The 24,809-nt window shown below is 66.6% G+C and carries 22 protein-coding genes; 10 read left to right on the top strand and 12 right to left on the bottom strand.

Annotated features, from left to right (window positions below):
- Positions 1–80: 80 nt before the first annotated feature.
- From ABE472_RS12575 to ABE472_RS12555, 5 genes are read left to right on the top strand one after another with little or no spacing between them, the layout of a single operon-like run.
- Positions 81–1,133, top strand: a complete 1,053-nt coding sequence (locus tag ABE472_RS12575) for a sugar phosphate isomerase/epimerase family protein (protein ID WP_346466324.1) — start codon at positions 81–83, stop codon at positions 1,131–1,133.
- Positions 1,134–1,159: 26 nt separating this feature from the next.
- Positions 1,160–2,377, top strand: a complete 1,218-nt coding sequence (locus ABE472_RS12570; RefSeq protein ID WP_313212053.1) for a nucleoside permease — start codon at positions 1,160–1,162, stop codon at positions 2,375–2,377.
- A gap of 12 nt (positions 2,378–2,389) precedes the next feature.
- A complete protein-coding gene (locus ABE472_RS12565; RefSeq protein ID WP_313217547.1) occupies positions 2,390–3,514 on the top strand; it encodes a Gfo/Idh/MocA family oxidoreductase in 1,125 nt (374 codons plus the stop codon).
- Positions 3,515–3,533: 19 nt separating this feature from the next.
- Complete coding sequence (locus ABE472_RS12560; RefSeq protein WP_313217545.1) at positions 3,534–4,400, top strand: sugar phosphate isomerase/epimerase; 867 nt, start codon at positions 3,534–3,536, stop codon at positions 4,398–4,400.
- A gap of 27 nt (positions 4,401–4,427) precedes the next feature.
- Positions 4,428–4,718, top strand: a complete 291-nt coding sequence (locus tag ABE472_RS12555) for a cytochrome c (RefSeq protein ID WP_313219149.1) — start codon at positions 4,428–4,430, stop codon at positions 4,716–4,718.
- 7 nt (positions 4,719–4,725) lie between these two features.
- On the opposite strand, the gene ABE472_RS12550 is transcribed toward ABE472_RS12555, so the two are convergent.
- From ABE472_RS12550 to ABE472_RS12530, 5 genes are all read right to left on the bottom strand, one after another.
- A complete protein-coding gene (locus tag ABE472_RS12550; RefSeq protein WP_346466323.1) occupies positions 4,726–5,469 on the bottom strand; it encodes a DUF1080 domain-containing protein in 744 nt (247 codons plus the stop codon).
- A gap of 14 nt (positions 5,470–5,483) precedes the next feature.
- Complete coding sequence (locus ABE472_RS12545) at positions 5,484–6,059, bottom strand: gluconate 2-dehydrogenase subunit 3 family protein (RefSeq protein ID WP_346466322.1); 576 nt, start codon at positions 6,057–6,059, stop codon at positions 5,484–5,486.
- Positions 6,059–7,744 carry a GMC family oxidoreductase gene (locus ABE472_RS12540; RefSeq protein WP_346466321.1) on the bottom strand — a complete coding sequence of 562 codons (1,686 nt, stop codon included), beginning with the start codon at positions 7,742–7,744 and terminating at the stop codon, positions 6,059–6,061. Before ABE472_RS12540 ends, ABE472_RS12545 begins: the two co-directional genes overlap by 1 nt.
- A 26-nt stretch (positions 7,745–7,770) precedes the next feature.
- Complete coding sequence (locus tag ABE472_RS12535) at positions 7,771–8,667, bottom strand: TIM barrel protein (protein WP_313217537.1); 897 nt, start codon at positions 8,665–8,667, stop codon at positions 7,771–7,773.
- A 201-nt stretch (positions 8,668–8,868) separates the two neighbouring features.
- The gene (locus ABE472_RS12530; protein ID WP_088435225.1) at positions 8,869–9,411 is read right to left on the bottom strand and encodes a single-stranded DNA-binding protein; all 543 of its coding nucleotides are present in this window, start codon (positions 9,409–9,411) and stop codon (positions 8,869–8,871) included.
- 312 nt (positions 9,412–9,723) lie between these two features.
- Here ABE472_RS12530 and ABE472_RS12525 point away from each other — a divergent pair, with 312 nt between their 5' ends.
- Positions 9,724–10,755, top strand: a complete 1,032-nt coding sequence (locus ABE472_RS12525; protein ID WP_313212067.1) for a LacI family DNA-binding transcriptional regulator — start codon at positions 9,724–9,726, stop codon at positions 10,753–10,755.
- Positions 10,756–10,762: 7 nt separating this feature from the next.
- Here the strand turns inward: ABE472_RS12525 and ABE472_RS12520 are convergent, their stop codons facing one another.
- Both ABE472_RS12520 and ABE472_RS12515 read right to left on the bottom strand, forming a co-directional pair.
- Positions 10,763–12,259 (bottom strand): serine hydrolase domain-containing protein, encoded by a 1,497-nt coding sequence (locus ABE472_RS12520; protein ID WP_346466320.1) that lies wholly within the window; start codon positions 12,257–12,259, stop codon positions 10,763–10,765.
- Positions 12,260–12,313: 54 nt separating this feature from the next.
- A complete protein-coding gene (locus ABE472_RS12515) occupies positions 12,314–12,640 on the bottom strand; it encodes a hypothetical protein (RefSeq protein WP_313217531.1) in 327 nt (108 codons plus the stop codon).
- A 112-nt stretch (positions 12,641–12,752) separates the two neighbouring features.
- Here ABE472_RS12515 and ABE472_RS12510 point away from each other — a divergent pair, with 112 nt between their 5' ends.
- The 4 genes from ABE472_RS12510 (at position 12,753) to ABE472_RS12495 (ending at position 18,324) form a co-directional block, all read left to right on the top strand.
- Positions 12,753–13,352 carry a sigma-70 family RNA polymerase sigma factor gene (locus ABE472_RS12510; protein WP_346466319.1) on the top strand — a complete coding sequence of 200 codons (600 nt, stop codon included), beginning with the start codon at positions 12,753–12,755 and terminating at the stop codon, positions 13,350–13,352.
- Positions 13,349–13,765 carry a hypothetical protein gene (locus ABE472_RS12505; protein ID WP_346466318.1) on the top strand — a complete coding sequence of 139 codons (417 nt, stop codon included), beginning with the start codon at positions 13,349–13,351 and terminating at the stop codon, positions 13,763–13,765. Before ABE472_RS12510 ends, ABE472_RS12505 begins: the two co-directional genes overlap by 4 nt.
- Positions 13,766–13,832: 67 nt before the next feature.
- The gene (locus ABE472_RS12500; protein WP_313217527.1) at positions 13,833–14,726 is read left to right on the top strand and encodes an ABC transporter ATP-binding protein; all 894 of its coding nucleotides are present in this window, start codon (positions 13,833–13,835) and stop codon (positions 14,724–14,726) included.
- Between the two features lie 13 nt (positions 14,727–14,739).
- Complete coding sequence (locus ABE472_RS12495) at positions 14,740–18,324, top strand: M1 family aminopeptidase (protein ID WP_346466317.1); 3,585 nt, start codon at positions 14,740–14,742, stop codon at positions 18,322–18,324.
- Positions 18,325–18,333: 9 nt separating this feature from the next.
- On the opposite strand, the gene ABE472_RS12490 is transcribed toward ABE472_RS12495, so the two are convergent.
- The 5 genes from ABE472_RS12490 to ABE472_RS12470 form a co-directional block, all read right to left on the bottom strand.
- Complete coding sequence (locus tag ABE472_RS12490) at positions 18,334–18,726, bottom strand: SseB family protein (RefSeq protein ID WP_346466316.1); 393 nt, start codon at positions 18,724–18,726, stop codon at positions 18,334–18,336.
- A gap of 71 nt (positions 18,727–18,797) precedes the next feature.
- The gene (locus ABE472_RS12485) at positions 18,798–19,295 is read right to left on the bottom strand and encodes a GNAT family N-acetyltransferase (protein WP_313212077.1); all 498 of its coding nucleotides are present in this window, start codon (positions 19,293–19,295) and stop codon (positions 18,798–18,800) included.
- Positions 19,296–19,386: 91 nt separating this feature from the next.
- Positions 19,387–21,108, bottom strand: a complete 1,722-nt coding sequence (locus ABE472_RS12480) for an alpha-amylase family glycosyl hydrolase (protein ID WP_346466315.1) — start codon at positions 21,106–21,108, stop codon at positions 19,387–19,389.
- Positions 21,108–22,595: an MFS transporter gene (locus ABE472_RS12475; protein WP_346466314.1), complete on the bottom strand. Its 1,488-nt coding sequence runs from the start codon at positions 22,593–22,595 to the stop codon at positions 21,108–21,110. Before ABE472_RS12475 ends, ABE472_RS12480 begins: the two co-directional genes overlap by 1 nt.
- A complete protein-coding gene (locus ABE472_RS12470) occupies positions 22,592–24,793 on the bottom strand; it encodes a Six-hairpin glycosidase-like protein (protein ID WP_346466313.1) in 2,202 nt (733 codons plus the stop codon). Before ABE472_RS12470 ends, ABE472_RS12475 begins: the two co-directional genes overlap by 4 nt.
- Positions 24,794–24,809: the final 16 nt, after the last annotated feature.

The following is a 24,809-nucleotide window of genomic DNA, read 5'->3' as shown; positions in this document are numbered from 1 at the left end:
TTCCGCTGTGCAGTGCACAACGGGTCTTTCGAATGCCCCTGCTAGGATAATGCAATCGATTGCATCGAGGGCGAATCCTCTTGAAAACGCTCAAGGGTCCAGCGCTGTTCCTGGCGCAGTTCATCGGCGACACACCTCCTTTTGATCGGCTGGACACGCTGGCCGGCTGGGCCGCGGGGCTGGGCTATTCTGGCGTACAAGTGCCGACCAGCGCGCCCCACCTGTTCGATCTGGCCGAGGCGGCGCGCAGCCAGGCCTACTGCGACGACGTCGCCGGCATGCTGGCCGGGCATGGCCTGCAGATCACCGAGCTGTCCACCCACCTGCAGGGGCAGCTGGTTGCCGTCCATCCGGCCTATGACAGCCTGTTCGACGGCTTCGCACCACCGGACAAGCGCGGTGATCCCGCGGCCCGCCAGGCCTGGGCGGTGGAGCAGCTGCTGCTGGCCGCCAAGGCCAGCGAGCGCCTGGGGCTGACCGCGCACGCCACGTTCTCCGGCGCGCTGGCCTGGCCCTACTTCTATCCCTGGCCGCAACGCCCGCCCGGACTGGTGGAAGAAGCCTTCGCCGAACTCGGCCGCCGCTGGCGCCCCATCCTCGATGCCTTCGACGCCTGCGGCGTGGACCTGTGCTTCGAGATCCATCCGGGCGAGGACCTGCACGACGGCGCGACCTTCGAGCGCTTCCTCGACATGGTGGACCACCACCCCCGCGCAAAGATCCTGTACGACCCCAGCCATCTGCTGCTGCAGCAGATGGACTACCTCGCCTTCATCGACCGCTACCACGCGCGCATCGGCATCTTCCACGTCAAGGACGCGGAGTACCACGCCAGTGCGCGCAGTGGCGTGTATGGCGGTTACCAGGACTGGATCGATCGTCCGGGCCGGTTCCGCTCGCTCGGTGATGGGCAGATCGACTTCAAGGCGATCTTCTCGAAATTCGCGCAGTACGACTTCCCCGGCTGGGCAGTGCTGGAGTGGGAGTGCTGCCTGAAACACCCGGAAGACGGCGCGCGCGAAGGGGCCGTCTTCATCCGCGACCACATCATCCGCGTGACCGAGCGCGCCTTCGACGACTTTGCCGACAGCGGCACCGATCCTGGATCACTGCGCCGCATGCTGGGGATCTGAGCCATCACTGCCTGGGAGGGCAAGCCATGACGCACACCATGTCGCGCTTGGGCGCGATGATGTTTCTGCAGTTTTTCATCTGGGGCGCGTGGTTCGTGACCCTGGGAACGTACCTGGTGCAGGGGCCGTTGCAGGCCACTGCGAGCCAGGTCGCGACGGCGTTCCTCAGCCAATCCATCGGCGCCATCGTCGCGCCGTTCCTGGTTGGCCTGATTGCGGATCGCTACTTCGCAGCGCAGCGCATTCTCGCGGTGCTGCATCTGGCCGGCGCGGCGATGATGTGGCTGGCCTCCACGGCGACGGACTTCAGCACCTTCTCCGTTTATGTCATGGGATACATGCTGCTGTTCATGCCAACGCTGGCGCTGGCCAACAGTGTGGCGATGCGGCACATGCAGTCGCCGGAAAAGCAGTTTCCGCTGGTGCGGGTGGCCGGCAGCATCGGCTGGATCGTGGCCGGCGTGCTGATCGGCTGGCTGGGCTGGGAACAGGCGCATCGGCTCGAGCTGACCTTCCAGATGGCGGCGATGGCGTCGCTGGCCCTGGGCCTGTATGCATTCACCCTGCCGCACACGCCGCCGCTGGCGCAACAGCGCGACGCCGGCCTGGGACAGATCCTGGGGCTGGACTCGCTGCGGCTGCTGAAGTCGCGCGCCTACCTGGTGTTCTTCCTGGCCTCCATCGCCATCTGCATCCCGCTGGCGTTCTACTACAACTTCACCAACCCGTACCTCAACGATCTGGGCGTGCGCGGCGCGGCCGGCCTGCAATCGCTGGGCCAAGTCTCCGAAGTGCTGCTGATGCTTGCCATGCCGTTCCTGTTCGTGCGGCTGGGAGTGAAGACGATGCTGGCGGTGGGCATGGCGGCGTGGGTAGTGCGCTATGCGATGTTCGCCTTCGGCGATGCAGGCAGCGGCTTCTCCCTGCTGGTGATCGGCATCGTGCTGCACGGCATCTGCTACGACTTCTTCTTCGTCACCGGCCAGATCTACACCGATGCGCATGCCGGCCCGGCCGCGCGCAGCAGCGCGCAGGGCTTCATCACCCTGGCCACGTATGGCGTGGGCATGCTGATTGGCACGTTCCTGTCCGGCGCGGTGGTGGAGCACTACACCACGGCGGCGGGCCCGGACTGGCAGAAGATCTGGCTGTTCCCGGCAGGCGTGGCGCTGGTCGTGCTGATCGCCTTCCTGTTGTTGTTCCGCGACCGGCCGGTGGTTGCGGCCGCACCGTCCACCCCCTGAGGACCGCACCCGATGCCCAAGCTTGGAATTGCCATCGTCGGCACCGGCATGATCGGCGCCGTACACCATCGCGCGGCGCTGCTGGCCGGTGCGGAGATCCGGGGCGTGGCCGCCTCGTCACCGCAGCGCGCACGCGACGTGGCGCAGGCGTGGGGCGTGCCGCGTGCCTATCGGGACATCGAGGACGTGGTCGCCGATCCACAGGTGCAGGTGGTGCACGTCTGCACGCCCAACCATCTGCACCGCGGCATGGCGCAGGCGGCGCTGAACGCGGGCAAGCACGTGATCTGCGAGAAACCGCTGGCCACCACGCTGGAGGACGCCCAGGCGCTGGCCGCATTGGCCGCCTCGACCGGGCTGGTCGCCACGGTGCCGTTCGTCTACCGCTACCACCCGGTGGTGCGCGAGGCGCGCGCCCGCATCGCGCAGGGCGAACTGGGGCCGCTGCACCTGATCCACGGCAGCTACCTGCAGGACTGGCTGCTGGACCCGGCCAGCAACAACTGGCGCGTGGACCCGGCGCTGGGCGGCGCGTCGCGCGTGTTCGCCGACATCGGCTCGCACTGGTGCGACCTGGTGGAATGGGTCAGTGGCGAGCGCTTCGTCGACGTCAGTGCGGCATTCGCCACCGTGCTCGCCGAGCGCGGCGCCCTCACCGGCCAGAGCTTCACCACGCCGGCGGCGGGCGGCGCGATGCAGGCCGTATCCAGCGAAGATGTGGCCGCGGCGATGTTCAAGACCGGCGCAGGCACGCTGGCGTCATTGACGGTCAGCCAGGTCTCGGCCGGACGCCACAATCGCCTCTGGTTCGAGATCGACGGCGCCCAGGCCAGCGTGGCGTTCAACCAGGAGGACGCCGAACGGCTGTGGATCGGCCGACCCGACCAGCGCGAGGAAACCTTCGTGCGTGGACCGGGTGCCGGCAGTGCCGAACAACGCCGGCTGTCGGTGTTGCCGCCCGGCCATGCGCAGGGCTACGGCCACTGCTTCGAGGCGTTCGTCGCGGACACCTATCACGCCATCGACGGTGAGCGGCCACAGGGCCTGCCCACCTTCGAGGACGGCCTGCGTTCGGCGTTGATCGTCGACCGCGTGATTGCATCGGCCAGGTCACGTGCCTGGACCACCATCGGTTGAATCCCGGGAGGATGTGTTGATGAAAATCGCTACGCGCAGGACCACCACCCTTGCACTGCTGCTGCTCGTTGCCCTGCCTGCCTTCGCAGGCGACCCCGCCGGTCCGCAGCAGCCCATCGCAGTGCAGATGTACACGCTGCGCGACGCCGGCACGCTCGACCAGCAGTTGAAGATCGTGCATGACGCGGGCGTCGGCGCGGTGGAGACAGTGGGTACCCAGAACGTCAGCGCCACCGAACTCAAGCACCTGCTGGACCGCTATTCGATCAAGGCCATTTCCTCCCACGTGCAACTGGCCGATCTGCGCAGCGACCTGGCCGGGGTGGTGGCCTTCAACCGCTCGATCGGAAACACCACCCTGGTGGTGCCGTACCTGGACAAGAAGGATCGGCCGACCGATGCCGCAGGCTGGACCACACTGGGCCAGGAACTGGGCCGGATCGCGGCGCTGGCAAAGGCCCAGGGGATGCGCTTGGCTTACCACAACCATGACTTCGAGCTGGTCGATTTCAACGGCAAAACCGGCCTGGAACTGCTGTTCGCTGCGGCCGGCCCCGACCTGCAGACCGAGCTGGACCTGGCCTGGGTAGCCCGTGCGGGCCATGACCCGGTGGTGATGCTGGGCAAATTCCGTGGCCACGTGTTCGCGGTACACGCCAAGGACAACGCCCCCAAAGGCCAGGCCGAAGACGAGGGCGGCTTCGCCGCCGTTGGCCAGGGCGTGCTGGACTGGAACGCGATCCTGCCTGCCGCCGCGGCGGCGGGCGTGCAGTGGTACATCGTCGAGCACGACCAACCGCGTGATCCGGCCAAGGTCATCAAGACGGGCGCGGACTACCTGCGTCAACACCTCACCGCCACGCCGCCCGCCAGCGCACCGCGCTAGCCCGCCAAGGAGCCCCACGTGAACAAGATCCTGACGCTGGTCCTGACGCTGTTCGGCACGGTGCTGGCCCCCACCACAGCGTGGTCCAAGGACGACCCGGCCGCTGGCGCACAACTCTATACCGTGCACTGCACGGCCTGCCACGGCGCGAATCGGGCCGGCATTCCGCCGACGTTCCCCGCACTCACCGATGTCGCCAAGCGGCTGCAGCCGGCGCAGATCAAGGAAAAGATCAGCAAGGGCGGCGGCTTGATGCCGCCCTTTTCCCAGCTGTCGGCACAGGAAATCGACAATCTCGCCAGTTACCTGGCGAAATAGGAGTCCACTACAGCGCCCGCACCCAGATGTTGCGGTAGCTGACGTTGGAATCGTGTTCCTGCAGGTAGATCGGCGCACACCCATGGGGCGCGTACGAGGGCGCGCCGATGTACTCGGTCTTGCCCGCCAGCACGGTGTCGTCCTGCACCAGCACGCCGTTGTGCAGGACCGTGATGCGCGCGGGCGACACAAGCCCGCCGCCGGGTGAGAACCGAGGTGCCTTCCAGAGGATGTCGTAGGCCTGCCACTGCCCCGGTGCGCGCGAGGCGTTCACCAAGGGCATGGCCTGCTTGTAGATGGCGCCGGCCTGGCCATTGGCATAGGTCGGGTTGTTGTAACTGTCGAGCACCTGCAGCTCGTATCGTTCCTGCAGGAAGATGCCGCTGTTGCCGCGGTCCTGGCCCTCAAAGCCCTCGATTTCGACAGGCGTGCGCCACTCGACATGCAGTTGGACGTCGCAGAAGTGCTGCCTGGTGCGGATGCCCTTGCTGCCCGGAACCACCGTCAGTACGCCATCAGCGACGCGCCAAGGCACGCGCCCGCCCTGCTCCGACTCCCAGGCGGACACATCGTTGCCATCGAACAGCACGATTGCGTCGGAGGGTGCCTTTCCTGGGGGCGTGGCCACGCTCGTTGGCACCGGCGTCCAGACCTCGGTCTTCTTCGGATCGCGTGCAGGGTCGGCACCGGCCTGCCCGAGCGCAGGTGCGGCAACCAGCACGGCGGCGGCGATCAGCACAGGCGTGATCATTCCGTTGCGCTCCATCAGCTGGTCCCCCACGCCGGCGTACCGGGGATATAGGCGAGGTCGCCGTCGTAGCGCCCCGGCACCGCGACGTAGCGCAGCACTTCAGTTGCGCCGGCCTTGGAGGTGAAGAAACCGAATATGGTCAGCTGCTTGAGCATCGTGAAGTAATGCGGCATCGGCTCTCCTGCTTCGGCGGTGCCGGTCTCGGTCACCTCGACCGCGTGCTTCCTGGCCTCTGCATCCAGCGCGCGCAGCAGCTCGGTGCGGGCCTGCGGCGCAAGTAAAACGAAGCGGCCGCCCGCGCGTTTGTCGATATCGGCCAGGCCGGCGCGGAACGTCGCCTGCTGCCGGGCGGTGTAGCAGTCGCTGACGAACGTCGCCATGAACGCACCGGCGCCTGCGTCTTTCGCCCCCGGCGTCTTCGTCCGCGGCAGGATGGTCTCGGCGATCTCATCCAGCGTGCCGACATCCGCGTCGGAAAAGCGCGACTTCGCCCCTGCGGCAGGAGCCTGTGCCTGACCGAGTGCGGGCAGACCGATCATGGCCGCACCGGTGGCGGCGACGATCATCTTCAGCAGTTCGCGGCGGTCCATCAGAGATTCCCCGCTTTCAGTTCGCGCACGGCATGGTCGGCAGCGCGTGCCGTCAGCGCCATGTAGGTCAATGAAGGATTCACGCACGCGCTGGAGGTCATGCACGCCCCGTCGGTCACATAGACGTTGGGCGCATCCCAGACCTGGTTGTGCTGGTTCAGCACGGAGGTGCTGCGGTCACGGCCCATGCGCGCAGTCCCCATTTCGTGGATGCCCTTGCCCGGGGCGTAGTCATTGTCATGCATCTCCACGTCCTTGACGCCGGCGGCCTCGAGCATCTCGGCGGCATCGGCGGCCATGTCCTTGCGCATGGCCAGTTCGTTGGCGCGCATGGAGACATCCATCGCCAGCACCGGCAGTCCCCACTTGTCCTTGCGGTCGCTGTCCAGGCGGATCGTGTTGTCGTGGTGCGGCAGCATCTCGCCGAAGCCGGTCATGCCGATGCGCCAGTCACCGGGCACGGTCAGCGCCTCTTTCAGGTCGGCACCGATATTCAGCTCGGCGATCTCGCGCGACCATCCCATGCGGCTGGCACCGCCCTGGTAGCCGAAGCCACGCAGGTAGCGGCGCTTGTCCGCAGCCACGTTGCGGAAGCGGGGAATGTAGAAGCCGCAGGGACGACGGCCGAAGTAGTACTTGTCTTCATACCCTTCGACCCGGCCGGAGGCACCCGCGCCGAAATGATGGTCCATCACGTTGTGGCCCAGTTCGCCGGACGAGGAGCCCAGCCCACCGTCCCAGACATCGGTGGCCGAGTTCATCAGCAGCCAGGTCGAGTTGAAGGACGACGCATTGAGGAAGATGACCTTCGCCGTGTACTCATAGGTCTGCCCTGTCTCGGCATCGATGACCTCTACGCCGCGCGCACGCTTGCGGTCCTTGTCGTAGAGCACTTCCTTGACGATTGAGAATGGCCGCAAGGTCAGGTTGCCCGTCTTCATCGCCGCCGGCAGCGTCGCTGCCTGGGTGGAAAAATAGGCCCCGAAGGGACAGCCGAGGATGCACTTGTTGCGGTACTGGCAGTTGACGCGGCCCTGCTCGGGCATCGGCTGGGTGATGTTGGCGGTGCGCGAGTGGATCATGTGCCGGGTGCCGCCGAAGGCCTTCCTGATCCGCGCGGCCACATCCTTCTCGACGATATTGAGTGGGATCGGCGGCAGGAACTCGCCATCCGGCAGCACGTCCAGCCCTTCGCGGGTGCCGGCGATGCCGGCGAACTTCTCCACATGGTCGTACCAGGGGGCGATGTCGGCGTAGCGGATCGGCCAGTCGGTGGCGATGCCGTCCTTGAGGTTCGCCTCAAAGTCCAGGTCGGAGAAGCGATAGCTCTGCCGGCCCCACATCAGCGAACGCCCGCCGACGTGATAGCCGCGGAACCAGTCGAAGCGCTTGGTCTCGATGTAGGGCGATTCCTGTTCGTCGGCCCACATGCCCTGGAGGTTCTCGGCCAGCGCGTAGTCGCGCATCAGCACCGGGAAGGCCGCCTTCATCGCCTGGGTTGGCCGGTTGCGGTGCGGGAAGTCCCACGGCTCCTTCATCGCGTTGACGTAGTCCTTCACGTGCTCGATGTTGCGGCCGCGTTCCAGCATCAGCACCTTGAGGCCCTTCTCGGTCAGCTCCTTCGCCGCCCAACCGCCACTGATTCCCGAGCCAACAACGATGGCGTCGTAATGATTGTCTGCCATGGATCTCTCACCTGGTGGATATCGTTTCAGACGTCGCAGAGGCGGATCGCCTCGCGCAGCGAGCCGACGGGATCCGGTGCCGCAGGCATGAATTCCTGCGCCAGATAGCCGTCGAAACCGGTGTCGCGGATCGCGCGACAGATGGCGGGGTAGTTGAGTTCCTGGTGGTCCCCGATCTCGTGCCGGCCCGGCACGCCCGCCGTGTGGTAATGCTTGAAACAGGCGTGATCCCTGCCGATGGTGGCGATGATGTCGCCCTCCATGATCTGCATGTGATAGATGTCGTAGAGCAGGCCGAAGTGGTCCGAGCCGAGACGCTGGCACAACGCCACGCCCCATGTGGAGGTGTCGCACAGGTAGTCGGGATGATCGACCCTGGAGTTCAGCAGCTCCATCACCAGCACCACGCCGCGTTTCTCGGCATGCCCGAGGATGCGCTTGAGGCCCGCCTCGGCGTGGGCCATGCCCTGCTGGGGATCCATGCCATTGCGGTTGCCGGAAAAACAGATGAGGTTGCGGTACCCCGCATCGGCCACCAGATCGATGTGCCGCGTGTAGCGCTCCACCAGGGCGTCGTGGAACCGGGGGTCGGCAAAGCCCTTGGTGAGGCCCAGCTCCGCGCCGTTGCACATCGAGCTGTCCACGCCGTGGGCCTTCAGTGTGGGCCAATCCTCTGGGCCGACCAGATCAATGGCGGCAAAACCAATGTCCTTCACCGTCGTGCAGAGCTGGGCGACCGACAGCTGCGGGAAGGTCCAGCGGGCGACGGCGTGCTTCAGGTTGCCCTTGAGCGGGGCGGCAGCGGCAAACGCCGGCAACACGGCCGCAGCACCCAGCCCAAGGCTGCCGGCGACCGCCATGCGAAGCGCATCGCGCCGCGTGAGCCCCGGCGCCGAGGGCGGTCTGATGGAATGGATGGACATCCGCCTTCCGGCCTCCTGGTATCAAACGCTGTCGAACTGCTGCAATGCAATCGATTGCACCATAGAGGAGGAACGGTTTTTTTTGCAAGACGCGGTGCACGAAAACGCATGCTGCGGGGCACAACGCCGCCCAAACGAGAAAACCCCAGTAAGCACACCGGCTTACTGGGGTTTATTCAAACGCGAACTGACGGCTGGAAATCAGAACGGAATATCGTCATCCGCAAAGTCGTCCATCGGCGGCGCGGACTGCTGCGGGGCCTGCTGCTGCGGGCGCTGCTGGCCGTAGCCACCACCACCGCCGCCGCGCTGACCACCGCCACCGCCACCGCCACCACCGCCGTACTCCTGGCGCGGGGCCTGCTGGCGCTGCGGACGTTCGCCACCGGCACCACCGCCACCGCCGCCCTCACGGCCGCCGAGCATCTGCATTTCATCGGCGATGATGTCGGTGGAGTACTTCTCCACGCCATCCTGGCCGGTGTACTTGTCGTAACGCAGGCTGCCTTCGACGTAGACCGAGCTGCCCTTGCGCAGGTATTCACCGGCGATCTCGCCGAGCTTGCCGAAGAACACCACGCGGTGCCATTCGGTACGCTCCTGCTGGTTGCCATCCTTGTCCTTGCGGACGCTGGTGGTGGCCAGGCTGATGCGGGTGATCGCCATACCGCCCTGGGTGTACTTCACGTCCGGGTCGTTGCCGAGGTTGCCGACCAGGATGACTTTATTGATGCCGCGCGCCATAGGGTTGCTCTTCCGTTGTCCGAGGGCAGGCCGCAGTCATATCACAGCCCCGGGCGGGGTGCAGATCTGCCGGGCCGCCCTTGGGAAAATTGGGGGGATCCAGATTGCACCATCTTATCATTGCCGCCGTCCCCGACCCTGTCGGAATTCCGCCCGGCAGCGACCGGAAACCTGCTCGAGCCATACGCGGCAAGGGTGACGACCGTTACGCCGACTGCCGCCAGGCCCCGGCCAGCCTGACCGTCCCGGCGACAGGCCCAGCCCTGGCAGCGCATGGCATGATGTCCCTTCACTGCCTCACCCCCTGCTGAAATGACCATCCGCGGCAAAGCCACCTCCCTCGATATCGCCCACCTGGCCGGCGTCTCCCAGCCCACGGTGTCGCGGGCGCTGCGCGGCAGCCCGATGGTCAACGCCGAGACCCGGCAGCGGATCCTGGCCATTGCCCGGGAGCTGAATTACAAGGTCGACAAGAATGCCTCCAGCCTGCGCCTGCGCAATGCCGGCACGCTGGCGCTGCTGTTCTTCGAAGACCCCACCAACGACGACTCGCTGATCAACCCGTTCTTCCACGCCATGCTCGGCTCGATCACCCGGGCCTGCGCGCTGCGCGGCTACGACCTGCTGGTCTCCTTCCAGCAGCTGTCCACCGACTGGCAGGCCGATTACGAGGACAGCAACAAGGCCGACGGCATCATCCTGCTCGGCTACGGCGACTACCACGAGTCGCGCGAGCGCCTGCAGCGGCTGGTCGAGCAAGGCACCCACTTCGTGCGCTGGGGTGCTTCCCTGCCCGATCAGCCCGGTGTCTCGATCGGCAGCGACAATTTCCAGGGCGGCTTCGACATCACCGCGCACCTGCTCGACCAGGGCTGCCGCCGGATCGCCTTCGTCGGCCATGCTTCCAGCCACTATCCCGAGTTCGAGCAGCGCTACCGCGGCCACGTCGAGGCGATGCAGGCACGCGGCCTCACCGCCGAGCCGTCCCTGCAGCACGATGCGATCACCACCGAGCAGTCCGGCTTCGATGCCTGCCAGGCGCTATTGGCGCGCGGCGAACGTATCGATGGGCTGTGCGCGGCCAGCGACCTGATCGCGATCGGTGCGATGCGCGCCCTGCGCGAGCACGGCCTGCGCGTGCCCGAGGACGTGGCGGTCACCGGTTTCGATGACATCCCGCTGGCCGCCTCGGTCTCCCCACCGCTGTCCACCGTGCAGCAGGACACCAAGCAGGCCGGGCACCTGCTGGTGGAGAAGCTGCTGGCGCTGATCGAGGGCAAGCCGGTGGAGGGCGAGAGCATCGCGGTCAAGCAGGTGCTGCGGGACTCCTCGCTGCGCGGCTGAGCCTGGCTCAGGGCACGCGCTGGAAGGTCAGGGTCTCGAACGTAAGCGACCGTACCTGGCCCTCTCCCACCTGGAAGGTCAGCCAGCTCCCCGAACCGGGGACGAGTTCAACGCGCCCCTGATCCCTCTGTTCGCCTGCACTGGCGACGGCGTCCAGCCGCCCCCAGCGCAGCCGCAGCGCCTGGTCACCTGCCGCGTCGACCCTTACCTCGCCGAGCAGCGGATGGACGAATCGGCCCACGAAATGGTCGCGCGGCAAGGACCGCCGCCAGGGGCGTGACTGGATCGCCTCGCGCTGGCGCGCCACGTTCGCCTGCATCTGGGCCGCCTTTGCCTGCAGCGCCAGGAAGCGGGCGGCGGAGCTCGACGCGATCCCGGGCTCGTGCAACAGCAGGCCATACACGTGATCGGCGATGAGGTTGGTCAGCGGCGCGCCCAGCACGTCCTCGTTGTTGAGCACGACCAGCGCGATGTTCTGGTCCGGCATGAACGACAGATGCGCGTGGAAGCCGGCGAATCCACCGAAGTGGTGCAGCAGTGGGTGGCCCTTGTACGGACCGGTGTACCAGCCCCACGCGTAGCCGTCGCGCGCGAAATCCAGATAGCTCGCGTCCAGCGCGACCTGACGCTGCTGCGAGCGGGTGATTACCTGCCGGGCTAGGGCGGTGTTGCCCTCCCCCGGTAACTGCGCGATCAGGAACCGCGCCAGGTCCGGCGCGGTGGCGACCATGCCGCCGGCCGCCTGCATCGTGTCGTCCGCTTTGCGCAGATACAGCGGCGTGGTCGGCTGCGCACTGGCCAGCGAGTAAGGCGTGGCCATGGGCCAGCCGGCCGCCTCGGCAGTGCTGATCCGGGTACTCGTGTGCCGCATGCCCAACGGATCGAACAGCGTGTGCTGCAGCTGGTCCTGCCACGGCAGGCCGTCGTGCTGGTCCATCCAGATGCTGAGCAGGTTGTAGCCCAGGTTGGTATAGCGGAAGGTGCCGTGCGCCGCGTCCGGATCGCGCCGCGTCGCACCCACCAGCGCCCGCCGCGAGGCGCTGTCGTGCACGCCGCTGAAGGCGGTGGCCCAGACCAGGGCAGTGTTGTCCACGCCGGCCGTGTGCGTGAGCAGATCGCCGACGGTGATCGCCTCGGCCTCCAGACCATCGAAGCGTGTTTGCGGAAACATCTGCTGGAGTGACATCGCCATGTCGAGCTCGCCGGCGGCCTGCTTGTGCAGGGCGTTCAGCGCGAAGAACGGCTTGGTCGCCGAGGCGATGTAGAAGACAGTGTCAGCCGTGACCGGCGTGCCGGCCCCGATATCCGCCAGGCCGTAGTAGCCTTCATGGATCACCTTGCCGTCCTTCACCACCACGACCGCGGTACCCGAAGGCAGGCCCGTGGCCGCCTTGGTCTGTTCGATGAGGGAGGACAGCGGGGCAAAATCGACAGGCGTGGCAGCGCGCACCGGAGACATCACGGCCACGGCAACGCCGGCACAGAGTGCCAGGATGCGTTTCATTCGAGGTCCTGTTGCAGGGGAGCCGCCGGCGACGCGGGCGGCAGGATGGCGGGCTTACTTCAGGCGGCGATCGAGCACGAAGTACACCACGTTGCCCAGCCCGGTCGCACCGAGCAGCAGGGCGATCGCGCCAGGGGTGACCCGGTCGATACCGAGCAGATCGACCAGGCCGAATGCCAGCGCCAGGGTCAGCAACACGCAGCCCCAATGCAGCGCGGCCAGCCGCCGCTTGGTGGTGTCGCCGGCCAGCAGCGAGCGCACCAGCTCTTCCGAACCGCGGGCTTCAACGATCCGGCGGCGGGTGTGGCCATCGACCACGCTCTTGATGGCATACACGATGCCCAGGATCAGGACGACGGGAAGAATCAGGTTGTAATCCATGGTGCGTTCGTTCCGTTGAGGAGGGGCTTGTCCACTGAGATACGGCCAGGGCGGAATGGGTTGCACGGAGCACGGTTGCAACCGATGGCGCACTCGACGTATCCCTATGGGGATGCGCACCCCGCCGCCCACCCCTGCCGACTGTCTCGACGCCGACCGGGCACTGGTCGCCGCCATTCTGTCGCGGCAGCCCGGGGCGTTCGAGCAGCTGGTGCGGGAGTATCAAGGGCTGTGCTGGCGCGTGGTCGACCGCATGGTCCGCCACCCCGACGACACCCGCGAGCTGTGCCAGGAAACCTTCCTGCGCATCCATCAGACGCTGTATCAGTACCGCGGCGAGAGCGCGTTGAAATCCTGGGTGGCGCAGGTCGCCTATTCGATCGCCAAGCGCCACCTGGAACGGCGCCGCATTCCGCTGGTGGAGAACACCATGGGCGAGGACGGCACCGCATTGATCGAACAGATCGGCGATGGCATCGATCTGGAAGCCTTGACCAGCGAGCAGGACATCAACGCCCACCTGTACGCTGCGATCGACGGCTTGCCGCCCCTGCAGCGCACCCTGCTCACGCTTTATCACCTGGAGGAGATCTCCATCGCCGAGATCGCCACCCTGACCGAGCTGGCCGAAGGCACCATCAAGAGCCACCTGTTCCGCAGCCGCAAGCGGTTGCGCGAACTGCTCGAATCCCGCATTGGAGTGCCCGCATGAGCAGCGCAGACGATCCCCGCATCGATCCCGAGGAATGGCAGGCCCAGGAGGATGCGCTGCGCGCCGCCCTCAGCGGCCAGCGCGCTGCGCCGGACGCCACCGACTACCTGCGCATCGCCCAGGCGATCGCTTCGGCCCCGCAGAGTGGACCGCCGATGCGCTTCGCCCGTGATGTCACGCTGCGCATTGCCCGGCATGACGCCGGTATCGAACGTTGGGTGTCGCGGGTATTGCTTGCCTTGTTGGCCCTCGCCGTCCTGGCCATCGGGGCGATGTTCGGCCCGGCGTGGTGGGGCGCGATCAAGCAGAGCGCGGGGCCAACGGCATCCGGCTGGCTGCTGGTGGCCGCAGGCTGCGTGGCTGCGTCATGGCTGGCCGCTCGGTGGCGCACACGTGTCCAGAAGCACCCATGACTTACGGCGGATGCGGCCTACCTGAATAGGGCGGATAACCGCGCTATCTCCCAGGGGAAGTGGCCACATGCTTGAGATCCGCGCGCTGTCCAAGACGTACGCCAATGGTGTCCATGCCCTCGCCGGTGTGACGCTCGATGTGCCCCGCGGCATGTTCGGTCTGCTCGGGCCCAACGGCGCCGGCAAGTCCTCGCTGATGCGCACCTTGTCCACGCTGCAGGAGGCCGACAGCGGCTCGGCGACGCTGTCGATTCCCGGTGAGGCGGCCATCGACGTGCTGCGCGACAAGGATGCGGTACGGCGCCGGCTGGGCTACCTCCCGCAGGACTTCGGCGTGTATCCCAAGGTCAGCGCGCTGGACCTGCTCAACCATTTCGCGGTACTCAAGGGCATCACCCAGAAGGGCCAGCGCCGTGAGGTGGTCGAGGCGCTGCTGCAGCAGGTCAACCTGTGGGATGCGCGCAAGCGCAAGCTCGGCACTTACTCCGGCGGCATGCGCCAGCGCTTCGGCATCGCGCAGGCGCTGCTCGGCGATCCGCGCCTGGTGATCGTCGATGAGCCCACCGCTGGCCTGGACCCGGAAGAGCGCAACCGCTTCCTCAACCTGCTCGCGGCGATCGGCGAGAACGTGGCGGTGATCCTGTCCACGCACATCGTCGAAGATGTCACCGACCTCTGCCCGAACATGGCCATCATGAACAAGGGACAGGTGCTGCTGACCGGCAAACCCAGCGATGCGATCGATGCGCTGCAGCACCAGGTCTGGCGCAAGCAGGTCGACGTTGCCGAACTGCCCACGTATGAGACCAACCATGTGGTGCTGTCCACGCGCCTGGTCGGTGGGCGGCCGGTGATCCACGTACACAGCGCGAACGACCCCGGCGACGGCTTCGCAGCCGTGGCTCCCGATCTGGAAGACGTCTATTTCCAGCGACTGCGCCTGCAGTCGCGGGCCGCCTGACCGGAGCCGGCCCATGATCGCTGCCTTCTTCCGTTTCGAGCTGCGCGAGCAGCTCCGTTCCCCGCTGCTGTGGCTGCTGGCGGGCCTGTTCGCCTTGATGGCCTTCGGTGCCGCGTCGTCCGACGCGATACAGATCGGCGGTGGCACCGGCAACGTGCACAGCAATGCACCGACCGTCATCGCTTCGATGCTGGGCATCTTCACTCTGCTCGGCATGCTGGTCTCCACGCTGTTCGTCAGCAATGCACTGCTGCGCGACTTCGATCTCGGCACCGCCGAATTGATCTTCGCCAGCCCGATCAAACGCCGCGATTACCTGGCCGGACGCATCGGCGCCGCGCTGGTCAGCGGGCTGCTGGTGTACGTGATCATTGCCGCCGGCATGGCGCTGGGGCCGTTCATGCCCTGGGTCGATCCGGCCCGTATGGGCCCGGTCTCGCTGTACAGCTATGTCTGGGCATTCGGTGTCATCGTGATTCCGAACCTGATCTTCACCACGGCCCTGCTGGCCTTGCTGGCGGCCACCACCCGCTCGATCCTGTGGGTCTACATCGGCGTGATCGCCTACTTCGTGCTGTACGGCGTCAGCGCGGCCCTGCTCCGGGACATCGACAACACCTGGATTGCGGTGCTGAGCGAGCCGCTCGGCCTGCGCGCGTTGTCGCGGACCATCCGTTACTGGTCGGTGGCCGAACGCAACTCCGGCTTGCCTGCCGTCGCCGGGCAACTACTGGCCAACCGTGCGCTGTGGCTGGGTGTGGCGGCAGCGCTGTTCGCCGCGACGTTTGCCTTGTTCCGCACCGAGCGCAGCGGCAGTGCCGGTCGTCGCTGGGGCCGTAAAGCCGCCGCGGCAACGAGCACCCCGTCGCTGCGCCCGGCCCAGGTCACGGTGCCACGCGTGGTGCCCGGCAGCGGTGTCGGCACCGCCTGGCGCCAGTTCCTGCATCAGGTTCGCTTCGATACGGCTGGCGTGGTGCGCAGCGTGCCCTTCCTGGTACTGCTGGTGCTGGGGCTGTGCAACTTCCTGCCCGGCGCCCTGTTCCGCCAGACGATGTATGGCACGCCCATCTGGCCGGTCACCTCCGAAATGCTGACCGCGCTGCAAGGCACCTACAGCTGGCTGCTGATCATCATCGTGCTGTTCTTCGCCGGCGAGCTGGTCTGGAAGGAACGCACCGCCCGCATCAGTGACGTCACCGATGCGATGCCGGTGCCCAACTGGGTGCCGTTGCTGGCCAAGTTCGCCACGCTGGTGGCGGTGATCGCCTGCTTCCAGGCCATCGGCGCGCTGGCCGCGATCGGCGTGCAGCTGGCCAAGGGCTACACCCACATCGAGCCGCTGGTGTATCTCAAGATGCTCGCGCTGGATTCGGTGGTCTATCTGCTGATGGGTGGGCTGGCGCTGGTGCTGCAGGTGCTGACCAACAACAAGTTCGTCGGCTACGCACTGCTGATCGTGGTGATGATCGGGCAGGCGGTGCTGGGCATGCTCGACTACACGCAGAACCTGTACAACTTCGGCAGCTGGCCGATCGCGCCGTACTCGGACATGAACGGCTACGGTCACTTCCTGCCGGGGCAACTGGCGTTCCAAGGGTATTGGGCGCTGTTCCTGCTGGCCCTGTTGTGCGTCGCCTCGGCCTTCTGGGTACGCGGCGTCGGCAATGGTGTGCGGCAGCGGCTGGTGCTGGCCGGGCGCCGCCTGCGCGGCCCGACTGGACTCGGTGCAGTGGTGGCCACGTTGGCCTTCATCGGGGTGGGTGGCTGGCTGTACTGGAGCACCAACATCCGCAACGAGTTCCGCTCGCCCGATCAGCAGCTGGACCTGCAGGCCCGCTACGAACGCGATCTGTCGCGCTACCGTGATGTGCCGCAGCCACGCATCGTGGCGGTGGACAACCGGATCGACCTGTCGCCGGAAACCCAGTCGATGGTCGTCGATGCTTACTGGACGGTGCGCAATACCCATGCCGCGCCCATCGATCAGATCCATGTGTCGATGGACGATGACAGGCAGTTGACCCTGGTCGACCTGGGGGGCGAAACGTTGTCCATGCACGACGCTGATCTGGGCTATCGCATCTACCGGCTGGCCAAGCCGCTGCAGCCCGGTGAGGAACGCCGTATCCACTTCCGCATCAACCAGCATCCGGACGGCATCACCGCGCATCAGGCACCGACCAACCTGGTCGACAACGGCACCTTCTTCAACAGCAGCGATCTGCCGTCGTTCGGCTACAACCAGCGCGTACAGATCACCGACCGCAACGAGCGTCGCAAGCGCGGCCTTGGCGAGCCGACCCGCATGCCCAAGTTGGAGGACCAGGCCGCACGCGCCAACAACTACGTCAGCGACGATGCCGACTGGCTGGACTTCCGCAGCACCATCTGCACCGCGCCGGACCAGGTTGCGCTGGCACCGGGATACCTGGTGCGGGAGACGACCGTGAACGGCCGCCGCTGCTTCAGCTATGCCATGGACCGGCCGATGCTGAACTTCTACGCCTACCTGTCTGCCCGCTGGGAAGTGAAACGCGCGGCCTACAAGGGCATTCCGGTCGAGATCTACTACGACCCCCAGCACGGCTACAACGTGGACCGCATGATCGATGCGGTGCAGAAGTCGCTGGCGTATTACGAAGCCAACTTCACGCCCTACCAGCACCGTCAGGTGCGCATCATCGAATTCCCGGGCTACCAGAGCTTCGCGCAGTCCTTCGCCAACACGATCCCCTACTCCGAATCGATCGGTTTCATCGCCGACCTGCGCGATCCGGACAAGGTGGACTACGTGTTCTATGTCACCGCACATGAGATCGCACACCAGTGGTGGGCGCACCAGGTGATCGGTGCCAACGTACAGGGCGCCACGATGCTGTCCGAGTCGCTGTCGCAGTACTCGGCGCTGATGGTGATGGAGAAGGAGTACGGCCGACAGCACATGCGCCAGTTCCTCAAGAACGAGCTGGACGGGTACCTGTCCGGGCGTGGTGGCGAAGGCGTGGAAGAACTGCCGCTGGCACGGGTGGAGAACCAGCAGTACATCCACTACCGCAAGGGCTCGCTGGCGTTCTACCGGCTGCGTGAGGAGATCGGCGAAGCCGCCCTCAATCGCGCCCTCAAGCGCTATCTGCAGGACAAGGGCTTCCAGCCGCCGCCCTACACCACCTCCACCGAACTGCTCGCCTACCTCCGCGCCGAGACCCCGGCCGACCGTCAGCAGCTGGTGACGGACCTGTTCGAGAAGATCAGCTTCTACGACAACCGTGTCCTCACCGCGAGCGTGCAGAAGCGTGCCGATGGAAAGTACGACGTCACCTTGAAGCTGCACGCCGAGAAGCGCTATGCCGACGGTGGCGGCAAGGAGACCGCCGGTACGATGGACGACTGGATCGAGGTGGGCGTGTTCGCCAATGCGCCGTCGGGCAAGGAGCGCGATCAGAAGGTGCTGTACCTGCAGCGCCACCACGTCACCGAGGCCAATCCCTCCATCACGGTGACGGTGGAGGGCAAGCCGGATGAGGCGGGCTTTGATCCGTACAACAAACTGATCGATCGGGTGTCGTCGGATAACCGGCGGAAGGTGACGCTGCAGTAAAACGCAGCGTCAGCGCGGGGCGTCAGCGAAGTCCTTGAGGATTTCGCCGACGCCGGACGGCGAGATTTCAAAGCCCAGCGAGGTGCCCGGATTGATCACCACGCCGTAGCCGCCGGGGACGCGCTTGAGCACCTCCAGCATCAGCATGCGGATGGTATGCGGGGCCTGCTGACTGTGGACACCGACGCGGCTCATATCGGTGAACACGGACACGTGCAGCACGCCCTGCTTGTCGAACAGCAGCGGATCGAAACCGCTGCCATCCGGCGTCACCAGGCTGCCGGTGAGCAACACCACCTCGGAGGCGACGAAGGCCTTCATGAACAGGCCGATCGGCAGCTGACCGTCCATCGCGGTCTTGAGCAGCGTTTCGATCGGGGTCTGGGGGGCAGCGTCGTTCATGGAATGCGGGGGTGTGGGTGGGGGCCGCTAGTGTACCGCCGGGCGTGTCGGGAGCCGGCCAGCGGCCGGCACTACAGGCTGGGTGGACCGCCGATCAGGTAGAGATGGAACCGCGGGTCATCGTCGGCCAGCGCGACGTGGGGCAGACCAAGACGCGGCAGGGTCCGCAGCCAGTGGGCATGCGCAGCCACGTCGCCGCGGAACACTGCGAGCAGCCATTGCCCCTCGCCGGGACGCACCAGTGCGTTGACCACATACGCGGCCAACCCTTGCCGCCGGTACTTGGGCAGCACGAAGAGGTCGGCCAGTTCAGGATAGTGGTGGCCGTCCCGTTCCACCCGGTCCACCAGCACGAAGCCGGCGAGCGCCTCGTCGACGAACAACAACCGCGCCCACTGCGGGGCGTTGCGCAGGGAGGCCTCGACATCGCTCCGATCACAGTCGAACAGGCCGTCGGAGCGTACTTCTTCTCCGCTCCAGGCCGACGCCTCGAAGTAGTAGAACTGCATCAGATGGAACAGGCGTTCGGCGTCGTCGGGCGTTGCGGGGCGCAGGGACAGGCGTGACATGGAAAGCGTACTCGGAAGGACCGCAGTGCGCGATCGCGAGCCCGATTGTAGTGCCCGGCCCACCGCGAACGGCAGACCGGGCATTCCCCGGCTACTTCGCCAGGCGTTTCGTGCGGGCCTGCTGGTCCTCCATCGCCGCCTTCAACTGTTGCTGTAGCGCTGTCTGGTCGACCTGCGCATCCAGCACGAACACGCGCACGCCATGCGCAGGCACCTCGGCCTTCAGTGCGCCGGTGACCGTCTGGCTGGCGCCACCCAGCACGTCGCGCCAGGTCCCGACCTGCAGATAGCGGCGCACCTCGACGGTGCGGGCGGTGTCGCCCTTGTTGAGCAGGACCAGGGCGGTCTGTGCGGTATCGCCCTGCTGCAGCACGCGGAAGAACACCGCTTCATCGCCCTGCAGCCGCTCGTTGACCTGCAGACCACGCTGCAGTGCGGGTGTGGCCTCACGCAGCTTGGCGATGCGCTGCAGCGGCGCATAGATCGGGCTGTTCGGCGCGTTGTTGACGCGCTGCTGGCCGAAGTAGGCGCGGTTGCCGGCATGCTCGGCACGGCTGCGCATGAAGCCGGTTTCCGAGCCGTAATAGATCACCGGAATGCCGCGCGCGGTGAAAAGCCAGTTGTGGGCGTCGATGAACCCTGCATCGCTGGCATCCAGCCGGGCCATGTCGTGGTTGTCGTAGAAACTCATCAGCTCATACGGATTGGCGTACGGCCCATCCAGCAGGTGAAGCGGCTCGGCCAGGGTCTCAAAGCCTTTCTGCTCCCTGCCGAACACGGACGACAGGGCGCCGCGCAGCGGGAAGTCGAGCACGCTGACGTTCGCGTTGGCCGGCCAGGTGTGCTCGGCGATCTTGCTGGCGTCGTAGTCGAACGCTTCGCCGAACATGAACATGCCGGGATGCTCGGCCCGGATGCGGTTGACGAAGGCATGCCACCACGGGTGTGGCAGCCAGCCGATGGTGTCGATGCGCAGCGCATCCACGCCCTGCGCGGTCCATTGCAGGTAGGCGCCGACCAGATAGTCCATCACCGCCGGGTTGTGCTCGTTGAAGTCGGACAGCTCGGCCAGGTTGCCGTCGAAGATCGAGCCGTCCTTGCCGTCGACCGGGCCAATGTTGTTGTAGAACGCATGCAGCGGGTTATGGAGCGGGTCCAGCTGCTGCGGCGGGAGGTTCTGATGGTCGGCGATCAAGCGCCCATCCTTGTCGAAGATCTGCCCGAACTGCGGCTGCGCCACCGGCATCGTCCACGCGGGCGAGCCATGGTTGCCGACGATATCCAGCACTACCTTCAGGTCGGCGGCATGCAGGCCGCGGGTGAACGCGGCAAAGTCCAGGTCCTTGCTCGGCAGATGCTCGTCGAGCGTGTAGAAGTTGACGCCCCAGTAGCCGTGGTAGCCGGTCTTGCCACGGTCGGTCAGCGTGCTGGTGCAGCTGATCGGCTTGCTGCCGGTGAAGGCCTGGTCCGGGTTGTCGATGATCGGGGTGATCCACACTGCGCCGAAGCCCAGGTTGCGGATGTACGCGGCATTGTCGAGCACGCCCTTGAAGTCGCCGCCGAGGTAGCCGATATTGCCATCGACCTTGTCCGGGCAGGGCACCGGGATATCGAAGGTGGGATGCGCCCCGCCCTGGTCGCGGTGGTCGTTGGACGGATCGCCGTTGACGAAGCGGTCGGTGACCACGAAGTAGACCGCCTGGCTGGCGAACGGCTCGCGCGTGCCGACATAGTCCGGGCGTTCGATGGCCAGGGCGGGGCTGGCGGACAGCGCGAATGACAGGGCCAGCGACAACGACGAATACCGGGGCATCAGACAACCTCCTGTTGGGATGGCACATACAGCACGCACAGGCCGGCCAGCAGCAGGCTGCCACCCCCGAGTGCGAGCACGTGCATCGGATCGCCGCCCAGCCAGGTGCGCAGCAGGAAGCCAAGCGCACTGGCCGCGACCAGCTGCGGGATCACGATGAAGAAATTGAACAGGCCCATGTAGATGCCCATCTTGGCCGCCGGCACGCTGTCGGACAGCAGTGCATACGGCAACGAGAGGATCGACGCCCAGGCGAAACCGACGCCGACCATCGACAGCAGCAGCCAGTGCGGATCACGGATGAACAACATCGAGATCAACCCCAGCCCGCCCAGCCACAGGTTGACCAGGTGGCTCCAGCGCAGGCCAAGTGAGCGCACCATCAGCGGAATCAGCAGCGCGGCCAACGCCGCGAAGCCGTTGTAGGCACCGAACAGTACGCCGACCCAGTTGGCGCCCTCGTTGTAGGCGGCAGAGCCGGTATCGGTGGAACCAAAATGGGTGCCGGCGACGGCGGCGGTGGTGTAGATCCACATCGCGAACAGCGCGAACCACGAGAAGAACTGCACCCAGGCCAGGCGACGCATGGTGCGCGGCATCGCACGCAGGTCGTCGACGATGGTGGCCAGCATGTTCGCCCCCGGCACACAGCGCGCCACACCCAGCAGCACGCCGTAGGCGATGCACAGGCCAGCCAACACATACAGCATGCGGTCACCCTGCCGCGCCGCGATGGCGGCGGCCAGCACGATGCCCACCGCCACCCAGCCGGCGATCTGCGCCCACGGCGGCGGTCCTGCCACGCGCGCACTCTGGTGCACGGCGGACGGCTCGGCATCATCGAAGCTGGCCAGCTCGGCCGGCGAGTATTCCCGGGTGCTGACCACCGTCCAGGTGATCGCCGCGAGCAGCACCGCGGCCCCGAAGTAGAACGCGTAACGCACGGTATCGGGCACCTGCCCCGCGGCCGCCGTGTTGGCCACGCCGAAGTGGGCCAGGATGAAAGGCAGGAAGCTGGCGACGATCGCACCTATGCCGATGAAGAAGCTCTGCATCGCAAAGCCGGTCGGCCGTTGCCGTGGGGCCAGCTGATCCCCGACGAACGCGCGGAACGGCTCCATCGATACGTTGATCGAGGCATCCAGTACCCACAGCGTACCCGCGGCGATCCACAGCGTCGGCGAGTTCGGCATCACCAGCAGGGCCAACGTGGTCAGCACCGCACCGATCATGAAGAACGGGCGGCGGCGGCCCCAGCGCGTCCAGGTGCGGTCGGACAGGTAGCCGATCACCGGCTGCACCAGCAGGCCGGTCAATGGCGCGGCGATCCACAGCCCAGGCACCGCATCCATCGGCGCGCCGAGCGTCTCGAAGATGCGGCTGGCATTGGCGTTCTGCAGCGCGAAGCCGAACTGGATGCCGAGGAAGCCGAAGCACATGTTCCAGATCTGCCAGAACGACAGCGTTGGTTTGGGCGACCGGCTCATCGGCGCGGCTCCGTCGAGGCCGCGACCGGCATCAGGCTCAGCGCGGACACGCGGGCCTGATTGAGCACGCCCTCACTGCCGCCCTTACCGCCGTTGTACTGCGCGAAGTGGGTCAACGCGCTCATGTTGAAGCCATCGTCCAACGTGATGCGGCAGGCGCGTGCCGGCAGCTCGAATTCAACCGCCGTGGAGTCCTGTTCGCCCACGCTGTGCGGCATCACGATGGGGCGGCGCTGCTCCGGTTGACCCTCGCATTGCAGCACCAGCGTCTTCGCCGCCGCGGTCACGCCGGTGTTGATCGGGCCGTTCGGGTTGTCGTAGCGCAGGCGTGCACGCCAGCGGCCGGCGGTCGGTGCGGTCCACCGCCAGTGCGTGTCGCCGGCCAGCACCTGCTGCGGGCCGATGCAGGTCATCGGGCTGTGCAGCGATTCCAGCGCGCCCTCCCGGCGGGTCAGGCTCAGGCAGTGACTGGCACCGTCCCGGGCAATCGTGGCGACACCCCGTGTGGGCGCCAGCGTCTGGCCGTCGCGCCACAGCACGTGCCCGGCAGGCACCGTGATCTGCCAGCCCGCCGTCGTTTCGCGCGGCACCGGGGTGGCTGGGGTGGCCGGGGCGAACACCGCCGAGGGACGCAGGATGGCCGGTGATGGTGTCGCGCCCGTCGCATGCAACGGCACCAGCTGCACCGTGGTGGTGCTGCCCTCGCGCTGGATATCACCCGCCACCACCAGCTCGCCAGCAAGCTGCTTCGGTCGCACCAGCACATACCGCTGTTTGCCATCGTCCAGGCGGATGCGGTCATGCGCACCGAACAGCGTCGGCACCAGCGACACCGGCAGCTTCGGCGCGATGCGGCCATCGTCTTCCACGCCGAACACCCCTTCCAGCACCATCGAGAGGTACCCGGCCACCGACCACAGCTGCCGCGGCGAATTGACTACCGGGCCGCTGAGGGCGCCTTCATCGACATGCACGGCCAGCGTGCGCATCTCGTAGTTCTCCATGTTGGAACCGGCCAGCGCGGTGCCGCGCATCAGCGATTCGATCTCCATGGCAATGCGCGGGGCATCGTCCAACCGGCGCGCTGCCCGCAGCGAGTACGCGCTGACGAAGGGCCAGATGCCGCGGTTGTGGTAGATCGGCTGCTGCGCTTCCTGCGGCCAGACCACCGGGCTGCCACCGGCCGCGGCCGGGTAGTTCGCCAGCGCGCGGCGTGCGCGATCGGCCGGAAACACATCGGCCAGCACGCCCAGCGAGAGCGCGAGCAGGTCGTACTTGGCGTACGGCACCGGGTGGGCCGCCTCGCCGATGTAGCTCATGTACTGGCCAGCCTCCTCGCGCCAGAAGCGTGCGTCGATCTGGCGGGCCAGCGCATCGGCCCATTCGCCATACGTGGTGGCGCGCGCGTCGCCGCGCTGGCGTGCCAGCTGCTCGGCCAGTCGCAGCGCCTGGTAATGCAGCACGTTGGTGGAGAGCGCGAAGGACTCGCCGATGAAGCGCACATCCTCGCGGGTCCAGTCCGGATAGGTCTGCTCGCGCCAATCCAGGAACGAAGTCTCGCCGCGATACAGGCCGATCCGCGCCTCGAACACCGCCTCGCGATCCTGTGCCAGGGTGGCCTGCAGTGCCTGCCAGACCTGCTCGGCAAAGGCCGCGTCATCCAGCAGCCCACGTGCGGCCAGGAACCACACCACGCGGTCGCTGCTGATCGGCCAGCTGCCACCGGAGCCGGTGTCCTGCGCCACGAACAGACCGGGCGTATGCCCATCGCGTGCGGTGGACAGCTTGAACTGCAGCGACTGGCGCGTGCGTACGGGATCCAGACGCGACAGCGCCAGATCGGCGGCGAAGCTCACATCGCGGGTCCACACATAGGGCCAGCGCTCGCCGGTCTGGAAGCACTCGCAGTCCACGGGCTTACCGTGATTGAAGGCCGGGTCGCGGATCGCATCCACGCGGTCGGCATCCATCTCCTGCTGGGCCAGCCCGAACAGCGCATCGAACAGCACACTGCCGGTCTCGCTGCGCATCGGCTGCGCGTTGACGCGCACCTCGCCCTGCGGTGCGTGCAGACGGTAGCCACCTTCAGCGGCGGTCTCGGCACGCGCATGGCGGCCATCGAAGTCCAGGTCGGCCGCACGTGCGGTGGACCCCATCGCTGCCCCGAGGGCAACGGTCAGGCAGATCATCTTCAGCATCGAAGTGGCGAACCGG

Origin of the sequence: Stenotrophomonas sp. TWI809, assembly GCF_039673205.1 — a bacterium.
Lineage (GTDB): Bacteria > Pseudomonadota > Gammaproteobacteria > Xanthomonadales > Xanthomonadaceae > Stenotrophomonas.
The sequence above is the reverse complement of the archived record's forward strand: the minus strand, read 5'-3'. Positions and strand labels throughout refer to the sequence as shown.